The 24654-nt window shown below is 47.0% G+C and carries 23 protein-coding genes; 18 read left to right on the forward strand and 5 right to left on the reverse strand.

The annotated features are described in order from the left end of the window. Positions 1-5: 5 nt before the first annotated feature. Complete coding sequence (gene viaA, locus AC2A06_RS08535) at positions 6-1469, forward strand: ATPase RavA stimulator ViaA (RefSeq protein WP_484380007.1); 1464 nt, start codon at positions 6-8, stop codon at positions 1467-1469. A 3-nt stretch (positions 1470-1472) separates the two neighbouring features. Here the strand turns inward: viaA and asnA are convergent, their stop codons facing one another. Continuing rightward, positions 1473-2465, reverse strand: coding sequence for an aspartate--ammonia ligase (gene asnA / locus AC2A06_RS08540; protein ID WP_037384909.1), 993 nt, complete (start codon positions 2463-2465; stop codon positions 1473-1475). A 155-nt stretch (positions 2466-2620) separates the two neighbouring features. Between asnA and asnC the strand changes: the two genes are divergently transcribed. The 16 genes from asnC to glmS all read left to right on the forward strand — a co-directional run bounded on the left by asnC (position 2621) and on the right by glmS (position 19125). Beyond that, positions 2621-3082, forward strand: a complete 462-nt coding sequence (gene asnC / locus AC2A06_RS08545; protein WP_037384906.1) for a transcriptional regulator AsnC — start codon at positions 2621-2623, stop codon at positions 3080-3082. A gap of 146 nt (positions 3083-3228) precedes the next feature. Continuing rightward, the gene (gene mioC / locus AC2A06_RS08550; RefSeq protein WP_037384903.1) at positions 3229-3669 is read left to right on the forward strand and encodes an FMN-binding protein MioC; all 441 of its coding nucleotides are present in this window, start codon (positions 3229-3231) and stop codon (positions 3667-3669) included. Positions 3670-4050: 381 nt separating this feature from the next. Next, a complete protein-coding gene (mnmG, locus tag AC2A06_RS08555; protein ID WP_473196468.1) occupies positions 4051-5940 on the forward strand; it encodes a tRNA uridine-5-carboxymethylaminomethyl(34) synthesis enzyme MnmG in 1890 nt (629 codons plus the stop codon). A 134-nt stretch (positions 5941-6074) separates the two neighbouring features. Further along, positions 6075-6698 (forward strand): 16S rRNA (guanine(527)-N(7))-methyltransferase RsmG, encoded by a 624-nt coding sequence (gene rsmG / locus AC2A06_RS08560; RefSeq protein WP_484380008.1) that lies wholly within the window; start codon positions 6075-6077, stop codon positions 6696-6698. Positions 6699-6752: 54 nt separating this feature from the next. Continuing rightward, complete coding sequence (locus AC2A06_RS08565) at positions 6753-7766, forward strand: glycosyltransferase family 9 protein (protein ID WP_484380009.1); 1014 nt, start codon at positions 6753-6755, stop codon at positions 7764-7766. A gap of 616 nt (positions 7767-8382) precedes the next feature. Then, positions 8383-8766, forward strand: a complete 384-nt coding sequence (atpI, locus tag AC2A06_RS08570; protein WP_037384896.1) for a F0F1 ATP synthase subunit I — start codon at positions 8383-8385, stop codon at positions 8764-8766. 22 nt (positions 8767-8788) lie between these two features. Continuing rightward, complete coding sequence (gene atpB / locus AC2A06_RS08575; protein WP_116731585.1) at positions 8789-9562, forward strand: F0F1 ATP synthase subunit A; 774 nt, start codon at positions 8789-8791, stop codon at positions 9560-9562. 51 nt (positions 9563-9613) lie between these two features. Then, positions 9614-9853 (forward strand): F0F1 ATP synthase subunit C, encoded by a 240-nt coding sequence (gene atpE, locus AC2A06_RS08580; RefSeq protein ID WP_000429386.1) that lies wholly within the window; start codon positions 9614-9616, stop codon positions 9851-9853. Between the two features lie 58 nt (positions 9854-9911). Then, complete coding sequence (atpF, locus tag AC2A06_RS08585; RefSeq protein ID WP_023488956.1) at positions 9912-10382, forward strand: F0F1 ATP synthase subunit B; 471 nt, start codon at positions 9912-9914, stop codon at positions 10380-10382. A gap of 14 nt (positions 10383-10396) precedes the next feature. Then, complete coding sequence (gene atpH / locus AC2A06_RS08590; RefSeq protein WP_023488957.1) at positions 10397-10930, forward strand: F0F1 ATP synthase subunit delta; 534 nt, start codon at positions 10397-10399, stop codon at positions 10928-10930. Positions 10931-10942: 12 nt separating this feature from the next. Beyond that, positions 10943-12484 carry a F0F1 ATP synthase subunit alpha gene (gene atpA, locus AC2A06_RS08595; RefSeq protein WP_023488958.1) on the forward strand — a complete coding sequence of 514 codons (1542 nt, stop codon included), beginning with the start codon at positions 10943-10945 and terminating at the stop codon, positions 12482-12484. A 57-nt stretch (positions 12485-12541) separates the two neighbouring features. After that, on the forward strand, positions 12542-13405 hold the full coding sequence (gene atpG, locus AC2A06_RS08600) for a F0F1 ATP synthase subunit gamma (RefSeq protein ID WP_023488959.1): 864 nt from the start codon (positions 12542-12544) through the stop codon (positions 13403-13405). Between the two features lie 31 nt (positions 13406-13436). Next, positions 13437-14819 (forward strand): F0F1 ATP synthase subunit beta, encoded by a 1383-nt coding sequence (atpD, locus tag AC2A06_RS08605; RefSeq protein ID WP_023488960.1) that lies wholly within the window; start codon positions 13437-13439, stop codon positions 14817-14819. 20 nt (positions 14820-14839) lie between these two features. Next, the gene (locus AC2A06_RS08610; RefSeq protein ID WP_023488961.1) at positions 14840-15259 is read left to right on the forward strand and encodes a F0F1 ATP synthase subunit epsilon; all 420 of its coding nucleotides are present in this window, start codon (positions 14840-14842) and stop codon (positions 15257-15259) included. 288 nt (positions 15260-15547) lie between these two features. After that, complete coding sequence (gene glmU / locus AC2A06_RS08615; RefSeq protein WP_484380010.1) at positions 15548-16918, forward strand: bifunctional UDP-N-acetylglucosamine diphosphorylase/glucosamine-1-phosphate N-acetyltransferase GlmU; 1371 nt, start codon at positions 15548-15550, stop codon at positions 16916-16918. Between the two features lie 377 nt (positions 16919-17295). Beyond that, entirely contained in the window at positions 17296-19125 is a 1830-nt protein-coding gene (gene glmS / locus AC2A06_RS08620) for a glutamine--fructose-6-phosphate transaminase (isomerizing) (RefSeq protein WP_484380011.1), read from the forward strand. A gap of 138 nt (positions 19126-19263) precedes the next feature. On the opposite strand, the gene AC2A06_RS08625 is transcribed toward glmS, so the two are convergent. From AC2A06_RS08625 to AC2A06_RS08635, 3 genes are all read right to left on the reverse strand, one after another. Then, the gene (locus AC2A06_RS08625; protein WP_484380012.1) at positions 19264-20121 is read right to left on the reverse strand and encodes an MBL fold metallo-hydrolase; all 858 of its coding nucleotides are present in this window, start codon (positions 20119-20121) and stop codon (positions 19264-19266) included. A gap of 154 nt (positions 20122-20275) precedes the next feature. After that, positions 20276-21817 carry an MFS transporter gene (locus AC2A06_RS08630; protein WP_484380013.1) on the reverse strand — a complete coding sequence of 514 codons (1542 nt, stop codon included), beginning with the start codon at positions 21815-21817 and terminating at the stop codon, positions 20276-20278. After that, positions 21814-22383 (reverse strand): PadR family transcriptional regulator, encoded by a 570-nt coding sequence (locus AC2A06_RS08635; RefSeq protein ID WP_484380014.1) that lies wholly within the window; start codon positions 22381-22383, stop codon positions 21814-21816. Before AC2A06_RS08635 ends, AC2A06_RS08630 begins: the two co-directional genes overlap by 4 nt. A 368-nt stretch (positions 22384-22751) precedes the next feature. Here AC2A06_RS08635 and AC2A06_RS08640 point away from each other — a divergent pair, with 368 nt between their 5' ends. Beyond that, positions 22752-23054 (forward strand): monooxygenase, encoded by a 303-nt coding sequence (locus AC2A06_RS08640; protein WP_484380015.1) that lies wholly within the window; start codon positions 22752-22754, stop codon positions 23052-23054. Positions 23055-23153: 99 nt separating this feature from the next. Here AC2A06_RS08640 and AC2A06_RS08645 read toward each other — a convergent pair whose 3' ends face one another. After that, a complete protein-coding gene (locus tag AC2A06_RS08645; RefSeq protein WP_484380016.1) occupies positions 23154-24491 on the reverse strand; it encodes an FKBP-type peptidyl-prolyl cis-trans isomerase N-terminal domain-containing protein in 1338 nt (445 codons plus the stop codon). Between the last annotated feature and the right edge of the window lie 163 nt (positions 24492-24654).

A 24654-nucleotide genomic window follows, 5' to 3' on the forward strand; every position in this document is an offset into this window, starting at 1 on the left:
TCAGTATGCTCAGCTTTGAAACCCTCGACCTGTTGTTGTCGATCGCTGAAGAGGAGTTAATCGAAGAATTAATCGTTGATATGCTGACAACACCGACATTAGTGGTATTTTTTAATAAATTCCCAGCAATACGCCGTGCATTAAACCGCGATCTACCCCGTTGGAAATTACAACTCAAAGAACGAGTTCGTCAGGCGATGGTTCCCCCTGCACTGGCTCAAGAATTTTACCTCTACCAACAGTGCCAATTAGAAAACCCAAACCAATTTCTACACAACCTCAACGATACACTTAGCTTGTTACAGCAGATCGCTTCCCCATTTTACCAACAAGCACAAAGCATGGTGGATACCGCTGACCTAGCCAATCACCCACTTAATGACAGCTTTCAAACGCTGTTCTTGCAACGTTGGCGTATCAGCCTGACATTACAAGCAACCCTCTTGCATCATCAGTTACTGGATCAAGAACGTGAGCAATTGATGGCCGAACTGCAGGAACGGCTGGCATTAAGCGGCTCGCTGGAACCGGTACTGGCGGAAAATGATACTGCGGCGGGCAAATTATGGGATATGAGTAAAGGTCAATTACAACACGGGGACTATCAGCGGCTGGTAGAGTATGGCGACTTTCTACAAAAACAACCGGAATTGCAGCAATTGGCCCAGCAATTAGGGCGCAGTTATGAAGCCAAAGCGGTATTACACCAAGACGCACAACCCGAAACATTCCGCATTATGGTACAGGTGCCAACCATTCAACCCGAAGAGGTGTGCGGCATACATCAAAGTGACGATATCCTACGGCTGTTACCGCCAGAATTAGCCACGCTGGGTATTGAAGAGCTGGAGTTCGAGTTTTATCGCCGGCTACTGGAAAAACGGTTATTGAGCTATCGTCTACAAGGGGATGCTTGGCAGGAACAAACTGTTATACGCCCCGTTACCCACCAGCAACAGGAAAACCAACCTCGCGGACCCTTTATTGTCTGTGTCGATACATCTGGTTCAATGGGTGGCTTTAACGAACAATGCGCCAAAGCGTTTTGTCTGGCACTACTGCGCATCGCTCTGGCTGATAACCGCCGTTGCTACATTATGTTATTTGCCAACCAGATAGTTCACTATGAACTGACCGCTGATAGCGGCATTGAACAAGCCATCCGTTTTTTGGGGCAGCATTTTCGCGGTGGGACTGATTTAGCCGCTTGCCTAAACGCAACTATCACCAAGATGACAGAAAGTAGCTGGTTTGATGCCGATGCCGTGATCATTTCAGACTTTATAGCTCAACGTCTGCCCGATGAAGTGATCAAGAAAGTAAAATTACAGCAACAGAACCACCAGCAACGTTTCCATGCAGTCGCGATGTCTGCTTATGGCAAACCCGGCATCATGCGCATTTTCGATCATATCTGGCGCTTTGATACCGGATTAAAAAACCGTTTAATGCGCCGTTGGCGGCGCTGATACTTATAACAACCCTTCTACAGTTTCACGCACTTCTGGCGCCCATACACCGCACTGCACCTGACCAATATGTGGCAATTGCAGTAACAGCATCACCAGACGAGATTGCCCAATACCACCACCAATGGTCTGTGGCATTTCGCCACGCAATAATGATTGGTGCCATTCCAACTTCAGACGATCCAAATCGTCAGTCAAGGTCAGTTGACGTTGCAGTGCTTCAGCATCAACCCGGATCCCCATCGACGAAAGCTCAAATGCGTCTTGCAATACTGGGTTCCACACCAAAATATCACCATTCAACCCAGCACCATTTTCACTATCTGCCGTGGTCCAGTCATCATAATCCGGTGCTCGTACATCATGGGATTTACCATGAGAAAGCTTACCACCAATACCAATCAGGAATACCGCGCCCAATTCTTTGGCAATAGCACGCTCACGGCCTTTGGCATCCAGTTCTGGGTAACGTTGCAGTAGGGTTTCGCTGTGAACAAAGTGGATCTGCTCTGGCAGGAACGGTACTAAACCATATTTCTGGCTAACCGCGAGTTCCGTATCCTTTATTGCAGCATAGATCTGCTTAACCGTCTTTTTCAGATAAGCCAGGTCACGCTCACCATCACCCATGACGCGTTCCCAGTCCCATTGATCCACATACACTGAATGAATCGGGGTCAGACGATCTTCGTCCGGACGCAGCGCTTTCATATGGGTATACAGACCCTCACCAGCACTGAAATCGTAACTACCCAGTGTTTTACGTTTCCATTTAGCCAATGAATGCACTACTTCAAACGTAGATGCAGGCAAGCTTTTCACCTTTACTTGAACCGCTTTCTCACTACCGGAAAGGTTGTCTTGAGTGCCATCACCGAGTCGACTGAGGATTGGAGCCTGAACTTCAATCAAACCAAGCTGTTGTTCCAGTTGGTTGGAAAAGAAGGATTTCACAAAGCTGATCTGTTGCTGTTTTTGAATATACTGCTTTTTCATTACGGTATCTCTTTAATAACCTGTTTAGTTGCCAACGATTAAGCAACAGAATGATACTTGAATTCAATATCCATCAATAAATATTGCCTTTTTCTTTTTAATCGTTCATTTTTAACCCGTAATAATTCAATAATCATCAATTAAAGAGGGTTTTAATGGCAGAAATTTATCAGATCGATAATCTCGATCGCGGCATTCTGAACGCCTTAATGGAAAATGCCAGAACACCTTATGCTGAACTGGCAAAAAACTTTAGTGTTAGCCCGGGCACCATTCATGTACGGGTTGAGAAAATGAAACAGGCGGGGATCATTACCGGTACCCGAGTTGATATCGATCCTAAACAACTGGGTTATGATGTCTGCTGCTTTATCGGCATTATCTTAAAGAGTGCCAAGGATTACCCTTCAGCCCTAAAAAAACTGGAAAATCTGGAAGAGGTGGTTGAAGCCTACTATACCACTGGCCACTATAGTGTATTCATCAAGGTTATGTGTCGTTCGATAGACGCATTGCAGCAGGTCCTTATCAATAAGATCCAGACTATCGACGAGATCCAGTCAACAGAAACCCTGATCTCGCTGCAGAATCCCATTATGCGTACCATCACACCTTAGTACTGATTCTATCCACATTTATCCAAGTTGCGTCCAACCCGCCTACAGCTTGGATAAATGCTAAAACATACACATATTATCCACTGCTAGATCCCAACTAATTCACAGCGTACAATAGCTCCTCTTCAGCAAGGTTAGGATCATTCATGGCAGACATTACTCTAATCAGTGGCAGTACGCTTGGCAGTGCAGAATATGTTGCAGAACACTTAGCCGAACAGCTCGAAGCAGCCGGTTTCTCAACCGAAATATTGCATGGTCCGGAATTGGATGAACTGACGTTATCTGGCTTATGGTTGGTGATATCTTCTACTCATGGAGCCGGCGATTTACCAGAAAACCTGCAATCCCTGGTGGAACAGATTAAACAACAACAACCGGATTTATCTTTGGTGAAGTTTGGCGCCGTGGGGTTAGGTAGTTCTGAGTACGATACTTTCTGCGGGGCGATCAAACAGCTTGATGAGCTTCTGCAAGAAAATGGCGCAAAAAGGATCGGTTCACGTCTTGAGATCGACGTCACCCAACATGAGATCCCCGAAGATCCCGCCGAAAAATGGCTCAGTGATTGGATTATTTTGCTCTAATTGATTAAATAACAAGCGAACGATTGTGTATAACTAGGCTTTAAAGCAGGGGAAAACCCGTAGTTATCCCTATAATAACTTAGATACTCAGTTAGGCCTGTGTATAACATGCCTTTTAGATCCCAGCTTATACTGACCAGGATCACCGATCATTCACAGTAAATGATCCTCTTTAATTTAATGATATAAATAGAGAATGTTGAGTTATACACAGAAGATCGTGATCCTAATAAGAGATCTAATAAAGAGATCTTTAAATAAAAAGATCTTCTTTTTATTACCCGTCGATCCTGACCACTTGGTCGATCGTCTAAACTTGAGTAGAATCCCTCCCCCAGGACAAACAATGATTGTTCGCCAGTTCTTTTGAGGTGCTGTTCCATGTTTTATCCAGAGCAATTTGACGTCATTATTATCGGTGGTGGCCATGCTGGCACTGAAGCAGCCATGGCTGCTGCACGTATGGGGCGTCAAACGTTATTACTGACTCACAATATCGATACGCTTGGACAAATGTCCTGTAACCCGGCGATTGGTGGTATTGGTAAAGGGCATCTGGTTAAAGAAATTGATGCACTTGGCGGCTTAATGGCGACGGCGATCGATCAGGCTGGGATCCAGTTTAGAATACTAAACGCCAGTAAAGGACCCGCTGTCAGAGCCACCCGCGCTCAGGCAGATCGTGTGCTGTATCGCCAAGCAATTCGCACCGCGTTAGAAAACCAACCTAATTTGATGGTCTTTCAACAAGCGGTTGAAGACTTGATTGTCGAAAATGATCGTGTTGTTGGTGCGGTTACCCAGATGGGATTAAAATTCCGCGCCAAAGCGGTCGTCCTGACGGTGGGAACCTTCCTTGATGGCAAGATCCATATCGGGTTGGAAAACTACAGTGGTGGCCGAGCAGGAGATCCGCCATCGATCTCTTTATCACGACGTCTGCGTGAGCTGCCGTTGCGTGTCAACCGTCTAAAAACGGGCACACCACCCCGTATTGATGCGCGAACAATTGATTTTAATCTGTTAGAACCACAGTTTGGGGATACCCCACTCCCGGTGTTCTCTTTTTTGGGGAATGCTAATCAACATCCTCAACAGCTACCTTGCTATATCACCTATACCAATGAAAAAACGCATGAAGTGATCCGTAGCAACCTTGATCGTAGTCCAATGTATGCCGGGATCATTGAAGGGATCGGGCCACGTTATTGCCCATCGATCGAAGACAAAGTCATGCGCTTTGCTGATCGTAATGCTCACCAGATCTTCCTTGAACCCGAAGGTTTAACCAGTAACGAAATTTATCCCAACGGTATTTCTACCAGTCTGCCTTTTGACGTACAGATGCAAATTGTTCGTTCAATGAAAGGAATGCAGAATGCCCGTATTGTTCGCCCTGGTTATGCTATTGAATATGACTTCTTTGATCCTCGAGACTTAAAACCAACGTTGGAAAGCAAATTTATCCAGGGGCTGTTCTTTGCTGGCCAGATAAATGGGACCACCGGTTATGAAGAAGCTGCCGCACAAGGTTTGTTGGCTGGCTTGAATGCTGCACGCCATGCTACGGAACAGGAAGGGTGGTCACCACGCCGCGATCAGGCTTATCTTGGTGTGCTGGTGGATGATCTCAGTACATTAGGCACCAAAGAACCATACCGTATGTTTACCTCACGAGCTGAATATCGTCTGATGCTACGTGAAGATAACGCCGATTTGCGCCTGACAGAAAAAGGCCGTGAATTGGGATTGGTTGATGATGTACGTTGGCAGCGTTACTGTGAGAAGTTGGAGCGCATTGAGCAAGAACGTCAGCGCTTGCGTAATATCCTGGTCCATCCGCATTCAGAGCATGTGGAATTGGTTAATGTTCTGTTGAAATCGCCATTATCGCGAGAAACTAACGGCGAAGAGCTTTTGCGTCGCCCAGAGGTGGATTATCGCCTATTAACCTCCGTGGCTGTTTTCGCTCCGGCACTCACTGATTTACAAGCTGCCGAACAAGTAGAAATTCAGGTTAAATACGAAGGATATATTGCCCGTCAACAAGATGAGATCGAAAAACACCAGCGTCATGAGAATACCGTATTGCCGCTGGATCTTGATTATCGCCAGGTTTCAGGTTTATCGAATGAGGTGATTGCCAAACTTAATGATCATAAGCCTAACTCGATCGGTCAGGCTTCTCGTATTTCAGGTATTACACCGGCGGCGATCTCTATTTTATTGATCTGGTTAAAAAAACAGGGGTTGTTACGGCATAGTGCTTAATGCTGTGATGTGGTCGTTTCCTTTCAACTGAGAAACGGCCACTGACATCTCAGCATGTCTGAATTATTATTGATTGTCTTAAGAGGCAGTTCCTGATTGGTCTGCTGTTCTGCATCTGTCAGAGGACATTAGTGGTGCAAAAAAAACTGGATTCATTGCTTTCTGCGGCAGGAATTGCGCTTCCCGATCAGCAAAAAAGCCAATTACTGGCTTATGTCGATATGCTCGACAAGTGGAATAAAGCTTACAATCTCACTTCAGTCCGTGATCCACAACAAATGCTGGTTCGCCATATCATGGATAGCATCGTGGTTAATTCCCATCTGACCGGTTCACGCTTTATCGATGTAGGTACTGGCCCTGGTTTGCCTGGTATTCCGTTGGCTATTGTACGGCCTGATGCGCATTTCACTCTGCTTGATAGCTTGGGCAAGCGTGTCCGTTTTTTACGCCAGGTGCAGCATGAACTGGGTCTGAAAAATATCGAACCAGTACAAAGCCGTGTGGAGGAGTTCATTGCCGAGCCGACATTTGATGGTGTAATCAGCCGTGCTTTTGCGTCATTACAAGATATGCTGGTTTGGTGTCACCACTTGCCAACACCAGGCCAAGGGCGTTTCTATGCATTGAAGGGAGTCTACCCTGAAAACGAACTGGCGCCATTGCCAGCGGGCGTTTCTTTGGAGTCTGTGGTCCGTCTGCAGGTGCCAGAGTTGGCGGGGGAACGCCATTTAGTTGTACTATCAACCATTGAATAAATATTGGCATCGTTTAAAAGAGATATGCTGCTTGTTTTATAAAGGGATTCATTAATGAAAATATTACTGATCAGGCGAGAAAATATCGGTGACCTGATTTTGACCACCCCGCTTATCTCGATGCTAGCAAAAGATCACCAAGTTGATGTGTTGGTTAACTCTTATAACATGTCAGTACTCGATGGTAATCCTAATGTCGCCAATATTTATTACTACACCAAGTCGCACCATGAACGATCGCTCAAGGCTAAAATGGGTGCCTTTCTGCATCGTTTGCAGACCACCTATCGTATCCGTCGAGCTGGTTATGATGCCGCTATCGTTGCTGGGCAGTGGAACAAACGGGCGGTGATGTGGGCAAAACTCTCTGGTGCTAAACGAATTATTACCATTGGTGACGATGCGCCTGATATTGTCACCGACAAAATTCCGTATGTACAAGGGACAAGTCATCATATCGTAGAAGAGTTATCGCTCTTGGCAAAACCGCTCGGTTGTTATCAAACCCCAGGGAAAGCAGAACTGTATCTAACAGCAGATGAGATAAAAAAAGCGGAAGAAAAAGTATCTAAAAATGACAAGATACCGCTATATGGTCTGCAGATCAGTTCTAGAAAAATCAATCAGAGATGGTCAGTTAACCATTTTATTGAACTTGCTCACCGATTAGCCGAGCGTGAACCCTGTAAAATCATGCTTTTTTGGTCCCCTGGTTCGAGTAATAATCCGACTCATCCTGGTGATGATGAAAAAGCAGATTTAGTGGTAGAGGGCTGCCGTGACATAGATTTGATCCCTTACAGAACCAACAACCTTCGTGAATTGATGGCAGGTATGGCTTTATGTGATCAAATTGTCACCAGTGATGGCGGCGCATTACATATCGCTGTGGGGGTAGGTAAACCGGTCGTTGCGTTGTTTGCAGGTCATGACTCCTCATTTTGGGGCCCTTGGCAAGTACCATCACGGGTTCTGGAGTCAATGGATAATGATGTGAAGAGCTTATCTGTCGACAGTGTCTATGATAATTTCGTGGATTTGAGAACTGATATTATTAAATTTCAATAAGTTGTAATTTTTTGAAGGTAAGTGCTGTCAGATAGTATGCGGTTTTTGATAAACCTATCTGGTCACACCTTTAACGACGTGTTTATGTTATTTGTCTGACCCCATTGTTACTCAAATGGTAAACAGTGAGCAGCAACTTTAATTAACCTGGGTATAAATGTCAGTAAAATGTTTTTGCATGGTATTACGATTGTTTTTAAAAAGTTTACTTACAATACTTTGATTTGTAATCTTTTTTATAGCTCGATTAGCTAAAGACAATGGGCGTTAAATTGGATTATAAATTAGCGCTAAAATTTACTGTGATAGACAGCACATTTACTGATGCAATAGCCTAGTAACTAGGCCAGTAAGTGTGATAGAGCAAAGGGCGGTTTCTATTGAAATGTGTCTCAAAGGGGAAAATTTAAATAATTGTTCACCTTTTTGCTACTTATTGATTGAATTCGTTGGAGTGGCCCGTATAATTTGCACGGTTTTTGCTACTTGACTCATAGCATTGAAGGCTGTTTCATTACCCATGTTCATGCAAGTTGCAACTAGACGGCAATGAAGCGGGTTTTACAGGAATATGCCACTCAGTTTACCCTTTCGGGGTACGGAGAGAACAAACGTCATGTCTGTGTTCCTTTACAATGGAAGAGTAGCACGCAAATTGCTGTTTCTGCAGTTAATGACTTTTGTTCTGATCAGCATGGGTTTCGGGTTGAAAAGCCTGGAATGGGGTGTTTCAGCATTGGCCGGCGGCCTTGCTGCCTGGTTACCCAATGCTATGTTTATGCTGTTTGCCTTGCGCCATCAGGTGCAGACACCAGCACCTGGTCGGGTTGCTTGGTCGTTTGCTATTGGTGAGGGGTTGAAGGTCGTGATCACCATCATTTTGTTGATTGTGGCACTTGGGGTGTTCAAAGTGGCATTTATGCCGTTAGCCCTGACCTATTTAGCGGTGTTGGTGGTGCAGATAGTGGCACCTGCCGTGATTAACAGTTACCGAAATTAACTATACAAAGGGTAGAGGCATCATGTCTGCAGAAGTCTTAACTCCACAGGAGTATATCGGTCACCACCTGACGCATCTTCAGGTCGGGACGGGTTTTTGGTCGATTAATGTCGACTCGATGTTTTTCTCTGTTGTCCTCGGGGTTGTTTTCTTGGCGATTTTCCGCAAAGTGGCTAAACATGCTACCAGTGGTGTCCCGGGTAAGTTGCAAACTGCGGTTGAGATGATCGTCGGTTTTGTCGATAACAACGTCAAGGATATGTACCACGGTAAGAGCAAGGTGATTGCACCGTTAGCGTTGACAGTATTTATCTGGGTATTTTTGATGAACCTGATGGATCTGCTTCCGGTCGATTTTCTGCCGCACATTGCGACAATGGCAGGCCTTCCTGCACTGCGTGTTGTGCCTACGGCAGATGTCAATATCACCTTATCGATGGCACTGGCCGTATTTATCCTGATTCTGTTCTATAGCATCAAAATGAAAGGTATTGGTGGATTCGCTAAAGAGTTGACCATGCAGCCATTCAACCATCCGGTGTTTATACCTATCAACCTGATCCTTGAAGGTGTCAGCCTGCTGTCCAAGCCTGTTTCTCTCGGGTTGCGACTGTTTGGCAACATGTATGCGGGTGAGTTGATCTTCATCCTTATTGCTGGTCTGTTGCCGTGGTGGTCACAGTGGGTTCTGAGCTTGCCTTGGGCAATCTTCCACATTCTGATCATTACGCTTCAAGCCTTTATTTTCATGGTTCTGACGATTGTCTATCTGTCGATGGCGTCTGAAGAGCACTGATTTTCTTAAAACACTTGCACTTTTATAAACTGAAATAAACTGGAGACTGTCATGGAAAACCTGAATATGGATCTGCTGTACATGGCTGCCGCTGTGATGATGGGTTTAGCGGCAATCGGTGCTGCGATCGGTATCGGCATCCTGGGGGGTAAATTCTTGGAAGGTGCTGCACGTCAGCCTGACTTGATCCCTTTACTGCGTACACAGTTCTTTATCGTTATGGGCTTGGTTGACGCCATCCCGATGATTGCTGTGGGTCTGGGTCTATACGTAATGTTTGCTGTTGCGTAAGCAGAGTTCACTCGCTGCGAAGAAACCACATTTTAAACTTTTATAGAGGCATTGTGCTGTGAATCTTAATGCTACAATCCTCGGCCAGGCTATCGCGTTCATCCTGTTTGTCTGGTTCTGCATGAAGTATGTATGGCCGCCAATTATGGCTGCCATCGAGAAGCGTCAGAAAGAAATTGCTGATGGCCTCGCTTCTGCAGAGCGTGGCAAAAAAGATTTGGACTTAGCGCAAGCCCATGCGACCGAGCAGTTGAAAACTGCCAAAGCGGAAGCCCAGAAAATCATTGAGCAGGCAAACAAACGCAAAGCTCAGATCGTGGACGACGCCAAAGCGGAAGCCGAGCTGGAACGCAACAAAATCGTGGCGCAGGCCCAGGCTGAGATCGATGCCGAACGTAAGCGCGCTCGTGAAGAGTTGCGTAAGCAGGTGGCGATGTTGGCCATTGCAGGCGCCGAGAAAATAATCGAACGTTCCGTGGATGAAGCTGCTAACAGCGACATCGTTGATAAACTGGTCGCTGAACTGTAAGGAGGGAGGGGCTGATGTCTGAATTTATTACTGTAGCTCGCCCCTACGCCAAAGCAGCTTTTGACTTTGCCGTTGAGAACCAAAGCATAGAACGCTGGCAGAAAATGCTGACGTTTGCTGCTGCTGTTACTGGTAATGAACAGATGGCAGAACTGCTTTCCGGTGATATCGCACCCGATACGCTATCTAAAACATTTATAGCGGTTTGTGGTGACGAGTTCGATGAGCATGGCCAGAACTTTATCCGTGTAATGGCCGAAAATAGGCGTTTACAGGTTCTTCCTGCGGTACTGCAACAGTTTATTGCATTACGTGCCACACTGGAATCAACCGTCGAAGTCGACGTGCTCTCTGCGAGCGCACTGAACGATGAACAGCAGGCCAAGATTGCCGCTGCGATGGAAAAACGTTTATCACGCAAAGTTAAGCTGAATTGCAAAATTGACAAGTCTGTACTGGCCGGTGTCATTATCCGTGCCGGTGATATGGTGATTGATGGCAGCGTTCGCGGTCGTCTTGAACGCCTGGCAGACGTCTTGCAGTCTTAAGGGGACTGGAGCATGCAACTGAATTCCACCGAAATCAGCGAACTGATCAAGCAGCGCATTGCTCAGTTTAATGTAGTGAGCGAAGCTCACAATGAAGGTACTATCGTTTCCGTCAGTGACGGGATCATCCGTGTACACGGTTTGGCCGAAGTTATGCAGGGCGAAATGATCGCACTGCCGGGTAACCGTTATGCCATTGCATTGAACCTGGAGCGCGACTCTGTGGGTGCGGTGGTTATGGGGCCATACACGGATCTGGCCGAAGGCATGAAAGTAAAATGTACCGGTCGTATCCTGGAAGTGCCAGTAGGTCGTGGTTTGCTAGGGCGTGTAGTTAACACCCTGGGCGAACCTATTGATGGTAAAGGCCCGGTTGATAATGATGGCTTCTCTCCCGTTGAAACCATTGCCCCTGGCGTTATCGAACGTCAGTCGGTTGATCAGCCGGTACAGACTGGTTATAAATCAGTCGATGCCATGATTCCAATTGGTCGCGGTCAGCGTGAGTTGGTGATCGGTGACCGTCAAACCGGTAAAACTGCACTGGCTATTGATGCCATCATCAACCAGCGCGATTCTGGTATCAAATGTGTTTACGTGGCGATTGGTCAGAAAGCATCTACCATTTCTAACGTGGTACGCAAACTGGAAGAGCACGGTGCACTGGCTAACACCATTGTGGTGGTTGCTACGGCATCTGAATCAGCCGCATTGCAATATTTGGCACCGTATGCCGGTTGTGCAATGGGTGAGTATTTCCGTGACCGTGGTGAAGATGCACTGATTGTTTATGATGATTTGTCTAAACAAGCTGTTGCTTACCGCCAGATTTCCTTGTTGCTTCGTCGTCCACCTGGTCGTGAAGCATACCCTGGTGATGTTTTCTACCTCCACTCCCGTTTGTTGGAGCGTGCAGCTCGTGTTAATGCGGAATACGTTGAAGCTTTCACCAAAGGTGAAGTTAAAGGGAAAACCGGTTCACTGACTGCGCTGCCTATTATTGAAACTCAGGCGGGTGACGTTTCTGCATTCGTTCCGACTAACGTAATTTCGATTACCGATGGTCAGATCTTCCTGGAATCCAACCTGTTTAACTCCGGTATTCGTCCGGCAGTTAACCCGGGGATCTCAGTATCCCGTGTGGGTGGTGCAGCACAGACCAAGATCATTAAAAAACTGTCCGGTGGTATCCGTACCGCACTGGCACAGTATCGTGAACTGGCTGCGTTCTCTCAGTTTGCTTCCGATCTGGACGACGCAACACGCAAACAACTTAGCCATGGTCAGAAAGTTACTGAGTTGCTGAAGCAGAAACAGTATGCGCCAATGTCTGTTGCCCAGCAGTCTCTGGTGTTGTTTGCTGCCGAGCGTGGCTACCTGAACGATGTTGAAGTCGCGAAAGTTGTGAGCTTCGAAGAGGCTCTGGTTGCTTATGCTGATCGTGAGCATGCCGAACTACTGAACCACATCAACCAAACTGGTGCTTATAACGACGAAATCGAAGGAAAGCTGAAAGGCATCCTCGATACCTTTAAGGCAACCCAGTCCTGGTAACGCGTAGCAACCTGTCGTTGAATGATGGCAGGTTGCTGGCAATGAGGAGAATCAGAGATGGCCGGCGCAAAAGAGATACGTAGTAAGATCGGCAGCGTGCAAAACACGCAGAAGATCACCAAAGCGATGGAGATGGTCGCCGCCTCCAAAATGCGTAAATCGCAGGATCGCATGGCGGCCAGCCGTCCTTATGCAGAGACCATGCGTGCGGTGATTGGTCACCTGGCGTTAGGGAATCTGGAATATAAACACCCGTACCTGGATGAGCGTGATGTTAAGCGCGTAGGGTATCTGGTGGTGTCAACTGACCGTGGTTTGTGCGGCGGCTTGAATATTAACCTGTTCAAGAAGCTGCTGACAGAAATGAAAGGCTGGTCTGAAAAAGGCGTCGAAGCTGATTTGGCGTTAGTTGGCTCCAAAGCCACTTCTTTCTTCGGTTCTGTGGGCGGTAAGGTGGTTGCCCAGGTCACTGGCATGGGGGATAACCCGACATTGTCAGATTTGATCGGTCCAGTGAAAGTGATGCTGCAAGCCTACGACGAAGGTCGTTTAGACAAGCTATACATTGTCAGCAACAAATTTGTTAATACGATGTCTCAGGAACCTCAAATTGTTCAACTACTCCCGTTACCGCCTTGCGAAGACGATGAGTTGAAGCGGAAATCCTGGGATTACCTGTATGAACCCGATCCTAAGGTGCTGCTTGATACGTTGCTGCGCCGCTATGTGGAATCACAGGTTTATCAGGGTGTCGTGGAAAACCTGGCCAGTGAGCAGGCCGCCCGAATGGTTGCAATGAAAGCCGCAACGGATAACGGCGGTAGCCTGATCAAAGAGCTGCAGTTGGTATACAACAAGGCGCGTCAGGCCAGCATCACTCAGGAACTCACCGAAATCGTTTCGGGAGCCTCCGCGGTTTAACCAGGTTTACGAATTACGTAGAGGATTCAAGATGGCTACTGGAAAGATTATCCAGGTAATCGGCGCCGTAGTGGACGTCGAATTCCCTCAGGATGCCGTACCAAAAGTGTACGATGCTCTTGAGGTTGAAAACGGTACCGAGAAACTGGTGCTGGAAGTTCAACAACAATTGGGTGGTGGTGTCGTCCGTTGTATCGCCATGGGAACCTCTGATGGTTTACGCCGTGGCCTTCAGGTCACTGACCTGCAACACCCGATTGAAGTCCCGGTAGGTAAAGCTACCTTGGGCCGTATCATGAACGTGTTAGGTCAGCCTATCGATATGAAGGGTGACATTGGTGAAGAAGAGCGTTGGGCTATCCATCGCCCGGCACCTAGCTACGAAGAGCTGTCCAACTCGCAGGAACTGCTGGAAACCGGTATCAAGGTTATGGACCTGATCTGCCCATTCGCTAAAGGCGGGAAAGTAGGTCTGTTCGGTGGTGCGGGTGTGGGTAAAACCGTAAACATGATGGAGCTGATTCGTAACATCGCCATCGAACACTCTGGTTATTCGGTGTTTGCGGGCGTGGGTGAACGTACTCGTGAGGGTAACGACTTCTACCACGAAATGACCGACTCCAACGTATTGGATAAAGTTTCTCTGGTTTACGGCCAGATGAACGAGCCACCGGGTAACCGTCTGCGTGTTGCGCTGACCGGGTTGACCATGGCGGAGAAGTTCCGTGATGAAGGCCGTGACGTACTGCTGTTCGTCGATAACATTTATCGTTATACCCTGGCCGGTACCGAAGTGTCTGCACTTCTGGGCCGTATGCCATCGGCGGTAGGTTATCAGCCAACACTGGCGGAAGAGATGGGTGTTCTGCAAGAACGTATCACCTCTACCAAGACCGGTTCTATCACTTCCGTACAGGCGGTTTACGTTCCTGCGGATGACTTGACTGACCCATCACCAGCCACCACGTTTGCTCACTTGGATGCGACTGTGGTACTGAGCCGTAACATTGCTTCTCTGGGTATCTACCCGGCTGTTGATCCGCTGGATTCTACCAGCCGTCAGCTTGATCCTTTGGTAGTAGGCCAAGAGCATTACGATGTTGCGCGTGGCGTGCAGTCTATATTGCAACGCTATCAGGAACTGAAAGATATTATCGCCATTCTGGGGATGGACGAGCTGTCAGAAGATGACAAGCTGGTGGTATCCCGTGCGCGTAAAATCCAACGTTTCCTTTCTCAGCCGTTCTTCGTGGCAGAAGTCTTCACCGGTTCACCGGGCAAGTTCGTATCGCTGAAAGATACCATTCGTGGTTTCAAAGGCATTATGGCTGGTGACTACGACCACCTGCCGGAGCAGGCGTTCTACATGGTTGGCACCATTGAAGAAGCAGTGGAAAAAGCCAAGAAACTGTAATGCCTTGAGAGGAGGTTGATATGGCTATGACTTACCATCTGGATGTGGTCAGTGCGGAAAGAGAGATGTTTTCCGGGCTGGTACAGAAAATCCAGGTGACTGGTAGCGAAGGTGAGCTGGGGATTTACCCTGGTCATGCGCCGCTGCTGACTGCCATCAAGCCTGGTATGGTGCGTATTGTTAAACAGTTTGGTGAAGAAGAGTTTATCTACTTATCTGGCGGTATCCTTGAGGTACAGCCAAGTATGGTCACCGTGCTGGTAGACACAGCCATCCGTGGATCGGATCTTGACGAAGCGAGAGCGCTGGAAGCTAAGCGTAGAGCTGAAGAGCACATCCGTACTTCTCATGGTGATGTCGACTATGCTCAGGCCTCCGCTGAACTGGCGAAAGCGATTGCAAAATTGCGTGTTATCGAGCTCACCAGAAAAGCGATGTAATGGTGTACACCACATCCAGAAATCAGAAAAGCGGCCTTTATGGTCGCTTTTTTTTTGTATTAAAATAAGCGGTTCAATCAGGCTGATATTGCTATCTATCGCTACTTACAGAGGAATAAAAACGTCTCTGATCGCCGACAGTTTTTTCGTTGTAAAATAGGTTTGGTTTAATTAGCGTCAGGTCAGAGGCCTTCTGACAGCGTTCAGATTTTTGTAGAGAAATATGTAGTAATTCCGCCAGTAAACGGTTTTACTTTTGTCCATCGAAATGGAGTTATCAGGTTACTTATGTCTAACAGCGCAATGAGCGTGGTTATCCTTGCCGCAGGCAAAGGAACACGCATGTATTCTGACCTTCCCAAAGTATTACATCCATTGGCGGGTAAACCTATGGTGCAGCATGTTATTGATGCTGCCATGAAGTTGGGCGCAAAAAACGTCCATCTGGTTTATGGCCACGGTGGTGAATTGCTGAAAAGCACCTTAAAAAACGATGCACTAAATTGGGTGTTACAAGCAGAACAGTTAGGAACTGGCCATGCCATGCAGCAAGCGGCACCGCATTTTGCTGATGATGAAGATGTGTTGATGTTGTATGGCGATGTACCGCTGATTGCAGTGGAAACTTTGACGCGCCTGTTGGCAGCCAAACCTCAAGGGGGGATTGGCTTGCTGACCGTGAAGCTCGAGGATCCTAGCGGATATGGCCGTATCATGCGTGAAAATGATGAAGTTGTTGGCATTGTTGAACATAAAGATGCCAGCGAACAACAACGTCAGATTAATGAAATTAACACCGGGATTCTGGTGGCTAGCGGTGGTGATCTTAAGCGCTGGTTGGGTATGTTGAATAACAACAATGCTCAGGGTGAGTTCTATATCACCGATATCATCGCTTTGGCGCATGCAGAGGGCAACAAAATTGAAGCGGTGCACCCAGCCCGCCTGAGTGAAGTAGAAGGGGTGAATAACCGTTTGCAATTGTCACAATTGGAACGTGTCTATCAAGCTGAGCAAGCGGAAAAACTGTTGCTGGCGGGTGTAATGCTGTTGGATCCCGCGCGTTTTGATCTGCGTGGTGAGTTGGAGCATGGCCGTGATATTACCATTGATACCAATGTGATTATTGAAGGTAAGGTCAAACTGGGTAATCGGGTAAAAATTGGTAGTGGTTGTGTGCTGAAAAACTGTGTTATCGATGATGATTGTGAAATCAGCCCTTACAGTGTGTTGGAAGATGCTGAGCTTAAAGCGGCTTGCACGGTTGGCCCATTTGCTCGACTGCGCCCAGGTGCACAATTGGCTGAAGGTGCTCATGTTGGCAACTTTGTGGAAATAAAAAAAGCACGCTTGGGTAAAGGTTCTAAAGCGGGTCATTTGAGCTATTTGGGTGATGCCGAAATCGGTGATGATGTGAATATTGGCGCCGGAACGATTACCTGTAATTACGACGGGGCTAACAAGCATAAAACTATCATTGGTGATGGTGTTTTTGTCGGGTCGGATACTCAACTGGTTGCGCCGGTTTGTGTGGGTAAAAGAGCCACTATTGCTGCAGGTACTACGGTTACCGATGATATCGCCGATGATGAACTGGTCCTCAGCCGTGTCAAACAGGTGCATATTCAAGGGTGGCAACGCCCGGTGAAGAAAAAGTAATTTACCGTTATTTTTCTGGCTACCTCGCGCCTGAATGCCAACCTTATATTGTTAGCATTCAGGCGAGTGTGACTGAGTGGATAAATCAGTACCGATTAACCAGTGTGTTTTGTATTGGGCTCTTCTATATACCCAAGATAATTCGATTTGCTTGTAGGCGGCAAGTGATGGAATCCCCAAGAGCATAGCTAACTATGTGACTGGGGTGATAGAACACAGCCAACACCCAAGCAATTTGAAGAATGACCGGTATAGAGGTCAGTACAAAACATAATAACCCCACCATCTACAGGCTCGGGGCGCACGGTAAAAAACCGGCAAAATCAGGTCAAGGCATCGCAAGTGCCCTGAAAGGCACTTAATCAGGAATACAAAATATGTGTGGAATTGTAGGTGCAGTAGCGCAGCGCGATATAGCAGAAATTCTGTTAGAAGGTTTACGTCGTTTGGAATACCGTGGATATGACTCTGCTGGCTTGGCGGTAGTGGATAGTGAAGGTCATGTCAGCCGTTTGCGTCGTGTCGGCAAAGTACAAAAACTGGCGGAAGCAGCAAAACAACATCCTCTGCATGGGGGAACCGGTATTGCTCACACCCGTTGGGCTACCCACGGTGAACCATCAGAAGCGAATGCGCATCCTCATGTATCAGATTACATCACCGTAGTGCATAACGGCATTATTGAAAACCACGAACCGTTGCGTGAATTATTGATTGAGCGTGGTTACCATTTCAGCTCTGAAACCGATACTGAAGTGATTACTCACTTGGTTCATTGGGAGCAGAAACTGGGTGGGACACTACGTGAAGTGGTTCAGCGGGTGATCCCACAGTTGCGTGGTGCTTATGGCATGGTGGTGATGGATAGCCGTGACCCCAGCGAGTTGATTGCTGCCCGTTCTGGTAGCCCATTGGTCATTGGCCTTGGTGTTGGCGAGAATTTTATTGCTTCCGACCAACTGGCATTGCTACCGGTAACCCGCCGTTTTATCTTCCTGGAAGAGGGAGATGTAGTGGCTGTGACTCGTCGTACTGTCACTATTTTTGATAAACAAGGTGATGAAATTAAGCGCCAGGAGATTGAATCTCAGGTGCAATACGATGCCGGTGACAAAGGCATATATCGTCACTACATGCAGAAAGAGATTTTTGAGCAGCCAATGGCATTGAAAAACACCCTGGAAGGGCGTTTTAGCCATGGGCAGATCAATCTGAGTGAATTAGGGCCAAAGAGTGATGAATTGCTGGCAAAAGTACAGCATGTACAGATTATTGCCTGTGGCACCTCTTATCATTCGGGTATGGTAGCGCGTTATTGGTTCGAGTCGCTGGCCGGTGTCTCTTGCGATGTAGAGATCGCCTCCGAATTCCGCTACCGCAAATCTGCGGTGCGCCCAGGTAGCTTACTGATCACCCTGTCCCAATCCGGTGAAACCGCCGATACATTGGCGGCTCTACGCCTGTCTAAAGAACTAGGATATCTGGGTTCTTTGGCGGTGTGTAATGTGGCAGGTTCTTCTCTGGTTCGTGAATCCGATCTGGCGCTGATGACGAAAGCAGGCGTTGAAATCGGTGTGGCGTCCACCAAAGCCTTTACCACCCAGCTTGCGGTGTTGTTGATGCTGGTGGCGCGTATTGGCCATCTGAAGGGGATGCCAGAGAGCGTAGAGCATGAGATTGTGCATGGTTTGCAAGCGCTGCCTGCGCGTATAGAACAGATGCTGTCGCTGGATAAAAATATTGAGGCATTGGCAGAAGGTTTCTCTGACAAGAATCACGCCCTGTTTTTAGGCCGTGGTGATCAATACCCGATCGCCATGGAGGGTGCGCTTAAGCTGAAAGAGATCTCCTATATTCATGCGGAAGCCTATGCTGCAGGTGAACTGAAGCACGGTCCATTAGCGTTGATCGATGCAGATATGCCTGTGATTGTGGTGGCGCCAAACAATGAATTGCTGGAAAAACTCAAATCCAACATTGAAGAGGTTCGTGCGCGTGGCGGTCAGCTTTATGTGTTCGCCGATCAGGATGCGGGTTTTGTCAGTAGTGAAGGCATGACCATTATCCCATTGCCTCATGTTGAAGAAATTGTCGCGCCAATCTTCTACACGGTTCCGCTACAACTGTTGTCCTATCATGTGGCATTGATTAAAGGTACAGATGTGGATCAGCCGCGCAACCTGGCGAAATCGGTTACTGTTGAGTAATCATTTCAGTTGCAGGATGACTATAAAGTTGTGAACTGAATAAATCCGGTTATGCCCTTAAAGGCAAACCGGATTTTTTTATGGTCAAGTCAACGTAGTTCACTGTCAGAAACAAACATCGTTTCACTTTTGCTGTCTTTAAGGTTTTTTATTTTTTTGTGTTTCAAGCGGGGCATATTCTACAGGTAACCAACGGTACCCATGGTCTGCTTTGCTCACATGTCCTATACCTGGGAAAGGTAAATGAGCACCAGCAATCCAGCGTTTATCATTGACTGCATCAACTAGCACTTTCTTGCGCGTCGTATTTGCTAGCATGCTGTCGTGGTCAAATACGATAGCAACGTCAGGTCGTGCCAATTGGACGGCATAGCTGTTAACAATATCCCCCCACACTAATAGACTTTCCCCCGCCGATTCCACTAAATAAGAGGTATGCCCAAGGGTATGTCCAGGTGTCAGCTCAGCCTTAATGCCAAGTGGGAGACTATTGTCACCAACCATAAATAAATGTAGGCGTTTTTGTGCTTGGTAAGGTGCCAGAGACTTGACTGCTAAAGTAAATGCCCCCTGTTCTGACTTATGTGCGCTAGCCGCTTGTTTAGGATCAAGCCAAAAATCAGCCTCAATCTTGTTAACATAGACTTGAGCGTTCTCAAATACTGGTTTTCCATCTGCATCAATCAAACCGCAAACATGGTCGGGGTGCAGATGGGTTAATAGTATGGTATCGATTTGGTTGAGTTTATAGCCCGCTGCACGAATGTTGGCTCTAAGCTTACCCAGGTTAGCGCTCAAGCAAGCACCAGCCCCTGTATCTATCAGTATCAAATTTTTATTGGTACGAACCAGAAAACTGTTAATTGCAGTATTGGTGGTAAAGTTACTCTCCAGTAGTGCCTTTATATCTTTCTGACTGGCACCGGATAATAATTCGGGACTCAAGTGGGATTGCCCGTCATAAATAGCTGTCACGGTAAAATCACCAATAGCCATATGATAAAATCCAGGGGCTTGTGTCGCTTGCACTGGGGGTAGTTGTGCTATAGCCGGTATAGCAAGAACTGCCAATATCAGGGAGCAGAACCAGTACGTTAGAGTACGAGATATAGGCATTATAAAACTCCGTCATAAAAGTAAAAAAGTAACCTTAAGTGTTTACACTGAGATCAACTTTATTGGGTAATGTGAACACTAGGAAGAAGGCAATCAGTGCGAGCACGGCTCCTACTGAGATAGCCATTGCCGCACTGTTGCCAAAACCGAGAGCTATGTCGTTTTGGGTTGAGGTTGCGATAGCAGCTTGAATAGCGTCGGCTCCCTGACCTGCATATCGTTGCTTTATCTCACTGATTTGTTCCGTGGTTAATGGGGATATCGATAACGTTCCAAAAAAGACACTTCCCACGACGGCAATTCCAGTCGCGCTGCCGAGTCGTTGTACCGTACCGATAACAGCCGCCGCCGCACCCGCTTCGCTGCGCTCAACAGTGGCAACAATAAATTGGGAATTTGCCGCAATAAACAGACCACAACCAATACCAGCTACAAATAAAGGGGTAGCAATGGTCCATATTGTTAGTTCTGTTGCTGGAATTGTTGTTAGCAGCAACCAGAGTATGGTTAGCCCGATGGCGAGCAGGCCGGTGCCCATGAAGAGCGAGGTTCGTCCATAACGCTCTGCTAGCTTGTGGCTGTATGAGGCACCCAAAATGTCTCCAATAGCAAAGGGTAATGAAATAAAACCGGCTGCTAGAGCACTATGACCAAGCCCTGATTGCCAAAAGATGGATAGCGTAAAGAAGATACTGGTGAATGCAGCGAAATAAACCAGCGCTAAAATAGTTCCTCCAGTGAAGGAGCGACGTGTGAACAAATGGGGTGGAACGAGTGGATCGCCATTTTTCCGCTCAACCCTGAGCTCCCAAAATGCAAACATCACGAGAAGGATGACGCCGCCGAACAGTGATAGATAGGACCAAACTGGCCAGGGTTTGTCTTGCCCTTCAATGAGAGGAACCAGAATGGCTACCAGGCTTACCGTGATAAGTAAAAGCCCCACCCCGTCAATACTGCCTGATGTTCTGCTGCGTTCTACACTTGTAGGCAGCAACATCACGGCCCCGAACAATGCGGCGGCACCTAATGGCAAATTAACCCAGAAAACCAGGCGCCAACCATCAGCTTCGCCGAAGACTTGAATCAGAATACCACCGACAAGGGGCCCGAGTGCGGTTGATACGCCCATGACTGCCCCCATAATTGCGAAGGCTTTGCCACGTTTATAACCTGTAAACAGTAATTGAATGAATGCAATGACAGCAGGAAAAAATATCCCCCCCGCAAGACCCTGAATAATTCTGGCTACAATCAGTTGACCGCTGTTTTGCGCAATACCACAAGCGAAGCTCGCGATAGTGAAGAGAGCAAGCCCGCTACAGAAAACCCATTTATGTCCGAAGCGATCACCAAGACGGCCTGCTGGGATCAACGCTAACCCGTAAGCCAGAGCGTAGCCGGAGATAATCCATGACAATGCTGCGTCTGATGTATTCAGGTTCATTTTGATGCTCGGCAGAGCAATATTGACAATCGTGGTATCCAGCAGGGCCATGAACATACCAATAAGCAAGATTGCCAGCGCCTGCCAGGCACGTTTAGGCGCAATGAGTGAGATGGAACTGGTGGTCATAATGTATTGTTCCTTCGAGACCGTTCATCTTCAATAATGTTGGGAAGAGCAGCCAAAAGACCTTCATGCCAGTCAATTTCAGCGCGAAGTCGAAACGTATGGTGATCAACCATCCAAGCTTCGGCGACACTGATGTCATCACGAATTCTGTCGAGCTTAGCGACGTGGGCGTTAAGCCTGGCTCGTAGTAACAGAAGTCGTTCTTGAATGATGGCTGGCAACTCATCAAGCTGATCTGAATAAAACCGGGCAAACGCAAGATCGAAGGGATCAGGCTTGAGCACCACTTTGCTCAACCCCTGGATCCCAAGGGCGCGTAGTGCCTTACGTCCAGACTCACTGAGTCGAAAAACCTGCCTTTCGGGATAGTTACCAACTTTCTCCACGCGCTCTTCGATGATCAGCTTTTCTGCCGCCAAACGTTTGAGCGCACCATAGATCGCCCCTGCGGCGAAATCGGCCCACTGTTCGATATGTTCGTCTTCTGCAAGACGAACTAAAGCATGCCCGTGCATCGGACCTTGCTTAGCGAGGGAACCTAAGATGAATATTCTAATAGATGACATATGACTACTCTCGCATAACTAGTCTTAAGTGTAAATGATTTGATCGGTAAGTATCTTATCGCCAATTAGCATGATTACGTCACAACGACAGTTTTCATTCATTGCCACGATGTTGAGAGCTACGAACTCGACAAAATTTCCATTGATTGCTGTGTCGAACCCCATCTCCAGGGGATACGCTAGTTTTAGCCATGTCACTTTTCTAGAAAGGAAAAGGAAGACGTTGGGCATCTCTACTATAAAGTTGTGAACTGAATAAATCCGGTTATGCCTTTAAAGGCAAACCGGATTTTTTATGATTAAGCTCAAGTGATGTTTATCAGAACGCATTATTCTTCACTGATAATGCAATGAAAAAGGAGTTTTTTATGAGCTACATACTGCAAGTTGATTTTCCCTACCATGGCCCTTGGGGGCAGGAAATGGCGCAAGCGATGGAGGGGTTAGCCCACTCTATTGCCGAAGAACCGGGGTTGATTTGGAAGATCTGGACTGAAAACCAGGCCACCCAGGAAGCGGGTGGCATCTACTTGTTCGCCAATATTTCCAGTGCTGAGGCCTATCTGGCGATGCATAGCGAGCGGCTTCGCAATTTTGGTATTCCTCTGGTTAATGGAAAGATATTTGCCATTAACCAAGCTTTGTCGCAGATCGATCGTGCCCCAATTTGAGTAAGAGCTACGTTAACTTGAAGATCAAAACGTAGGGATTGCAGAGAATCTGGTACTCGCTAACCCCAGCAGTTCGAATAACTGCTGGGGGATAAATCGCTATTGCGGTTTATTTACATCAATAACAGAAATAGTGTAGATAACCACAAACTCAGGTTTTTTAGATCCATCCGGAACTTTTATCGCTGAAGGTGGGATCGCGACCTGAATCTCTCCCCCTTTACGAATAAGTTTCACGCTATCACGCAGCAGTGGCGGTATATTATCTACTTTAAATACTTGGTACGAGTTATCAACTTTAGGGCCATCAACCACAGTGCCATCAATCAAGGTACCTTTAAAACTTAACTCAACAACATCGGTACTTTGCAGTGCTGGACCACTCCCTTTATTGATTATCAAGTAAAGCAACCCTTCTTTGTTTTTCTTGACCCCTTCACGCTGTGCAAATTGCTCCATCCAGATTTTATCTGCAGCAATTCTTTTATTATTTTTATCTTCTGTTAAGACGTTTATCTGTTCGTCAAGAATGAGTAACGTGTCGCGTACCTCTTTCTCGCTCATTTTATCCTGCTTGTTGAAGGCATCAGCGACACCCGCTAACATGATATTTTTATCAAGCGTTATATGGAGTTCTTTTTGTTGAGCAATTTGCGCTTCAATATAGTGCCCTAATGCGATACCACTGGCATAAGCACGTTTTTGCTCTTCGCTATCTAATTTAAATTCTTTTGCTCCTGTTGGCGTAGTAGTCGCAGCCTCTTTTTTTTCTGCTGTCGCAATATTTTCAGACACGGATGTACTTTCTGCTGTTGCTGAACTTGCGTCAGTTGCAGCGGCTTCACCCGGTTGTATCTCTTTTTTATCCGACTCTTTTGGTTGTTCAGTTATGGATGGAAAGGCGGATGATGGTGTTGCCGCAGGGGCTGCATCGGGTGTTTTGGTGTCTTCTGTTGTTTCCGCTGTCGTTGTTTTTGTTGCTGTTGTTTCGGTTGGAACAGCCACTGTCTCTTTTTGTTGTGGCGTAGTTATATTTTCTGGTGAAGTTATATTTTTCGGCGTAGTGATATTTTCTGGCGTGGTCGTACTTTCTGGTGTCGCCGCATTCACGTTAGTTGAAGTCGCCAGGTTCTCTTTTACCTCTTGTTTTGTCTCTTTTTCATCTGTCTCTTTTTCATTCGACATTTTAGGCTGTTCAGTTAGGCTTGGGCCTGTTGACGTGGGGGTGGCTGCGGGTTCTGCCTCTGCTGCTTTAGTGTTGTTTGTTGTTTGTGCAGAGGGAGCTCCGTCTGTCGATGCTGGCAGCGTTGCTGATGGTACAGAGGGTGGTGTTTGTACTGTGGTTGCCGGATCTTCTGCGTTGGCGGTGAGTACATAACCTGACATAATCAGCGAACTCGCAAACAGCACCTTTTGGGTCGTGAGACGAAAAGACATAGGAATACCTTTGGCTTGTCTAAATGAGTAATGATTAACAGAATAGCGGGTGAAGATTTTTTATAAAAGCACCGGATAAAAATTAATCTTTGTTATCACAGAGAAACGTTAGGCAACAGCCGATTATTTAAGGCCTGTAGTTGCCTGTAGTTGCCTATGGTTA

It is taken from the genome of Serratia sp. HNCC26DJ244 (assembly GCF_057180565.1).

Bases quoted from the DNA above. Each gene is read 5' to 3' on its own strand.
- AC2A06_RS08610 (WP_023488961.1), top strand. From the start codon at position 14,840: ATGGCTATGACTTACCATCTGGATGTGGTCAGTGCGGAAAGAGAGATG.
- viaA (WP_484380007.1), top strand. From the start codon at position 6: ATGCTCAGCTTTGAAACCCTCGACCTGTTGTTGTCGATCGCTGAAGAG.
- atpD (WP_023488960.1), top strand. From the start codon at position 13,437: ATGGCTACTGGAAAGATTATCCAGGTAATCGGCGCCGTAGTGGACGTC.
- glmS (WP_484380011.1), top strand. From the start codon at position 17,296: ATGTGTGGAATTGTAGGTGCAGTAGCGCAGCGCGATATAGCAGAAATT.
- atpE (WP_000429386.1), top strand. From the start codon at position 9,614: ATGGAAAACCTGAATATGGATCTGCTGTACATGGCTGCCGCTGTGATG.
- AC2A06_RS08625 (WP_484380012.1), bottom strand. From the start codon at position 20,121: ATGGCTATTGGTGATTTTACCGTGACAGCTATTTATGACGGGCAATCC.
- atpB (WP_116731585.1), top strand. From the start codon at position 8,789: ATGTCTGCAGAAGTCTTAACTCCACAGGAGTATATCGGTCACCACCTG.
- asnA (WP_037384909.1), bottom strand. From the start codon at position 2,465: ATGAAAAAGCAGTATATTCAAAAACAGCAACAGATCAGCTTTGTGAAA.
- AC2A06_RS08630 (WP_484380013.1), bottom strand. From the start codon at position 21,817: ATGACCACCAGTTCCATCTCACTCATTGCGCCTAAACGTGCCTGGCAG.
- AC2A06_RS08635 (WP_484380014.1), bottom strand. From the start codon at position 22,383: ATGTCATCTATTAGAATATTCATCTTAGGTTCCCTCGCTAAGCAAGGT.
- atpG (WP_023488959.1), top strand. From the start codon at position 12,542: ATGGCCGGCGCAAAAGAGATACGTAGTAAGATCGGCAGCGTGCAAAAC.
- AC2A06_RS08565 (WP_484380009.1), top strand. From the start codon at position 6,753: ATGAAAATATTACTGATCAGGCGAGAAAATATCGGTGACCTGATTTTG.
- atpH (WP_023488957.1), top strand. From the start codon at position 10,397: ATGTCTGAATTTATTACTGTAGCTCGCCCCTACGCCAAAGCAGCTTTT.
- glmU (WP_484380010.1), top strand. From the start codon at position 15,548: ATGTCTAACAGCGCAATGAGCGTGGTTATCCTTGCCGCAGGCAAAGGA.
- atpI (WP_037384896.1), top strand. From the start codon at position 8,383: ATGTCTGTGTTCCTTTACAATGGAAGAGTAGCACGCAAATTGCTGTTT.
- mnmG (WP_473196468.1), top strand. From the start codon at position 4,051: ATGTTTTATCCAGAGCAATTTGACGTCATTATTATCGGTGGTGGCCAT.
- mioC (WP_037384903.1), top strand. From the start codon at position 3,229: ATGGCAGACATTACTCTAATCAGTGGCAGTACGCTTGGCAGTGCAGAA.
- AC2A06_RS08640 (WP_484380015.1), top strand. From the start codon at position 22,752: ATGAGCTACATACTGCAAGTTGATTTTCCCTACCATGGCCCTTGGGGG.
- asnC (WP_037384906.1), top strand. From the start codon at position 2,621: ATGGCAGAAATTTATCAGATCGATAATCTCGATCGCGGCATTCTGAAC.
- AC2A06_RS08645 (WP_484380016.1), bottom strand. From the start codon at position 24,491: ATGTCTTTTCGTCTCACGACCCAAAAGGTGCTGTTTGCGAGTTCGCTG.
- atpA (WP_023488958.1), top strand. From the start codon at position 10,943: ATGCAACTGAATTCCACCGAAATCAGCGAACTGATCAAGCAGCGCATT.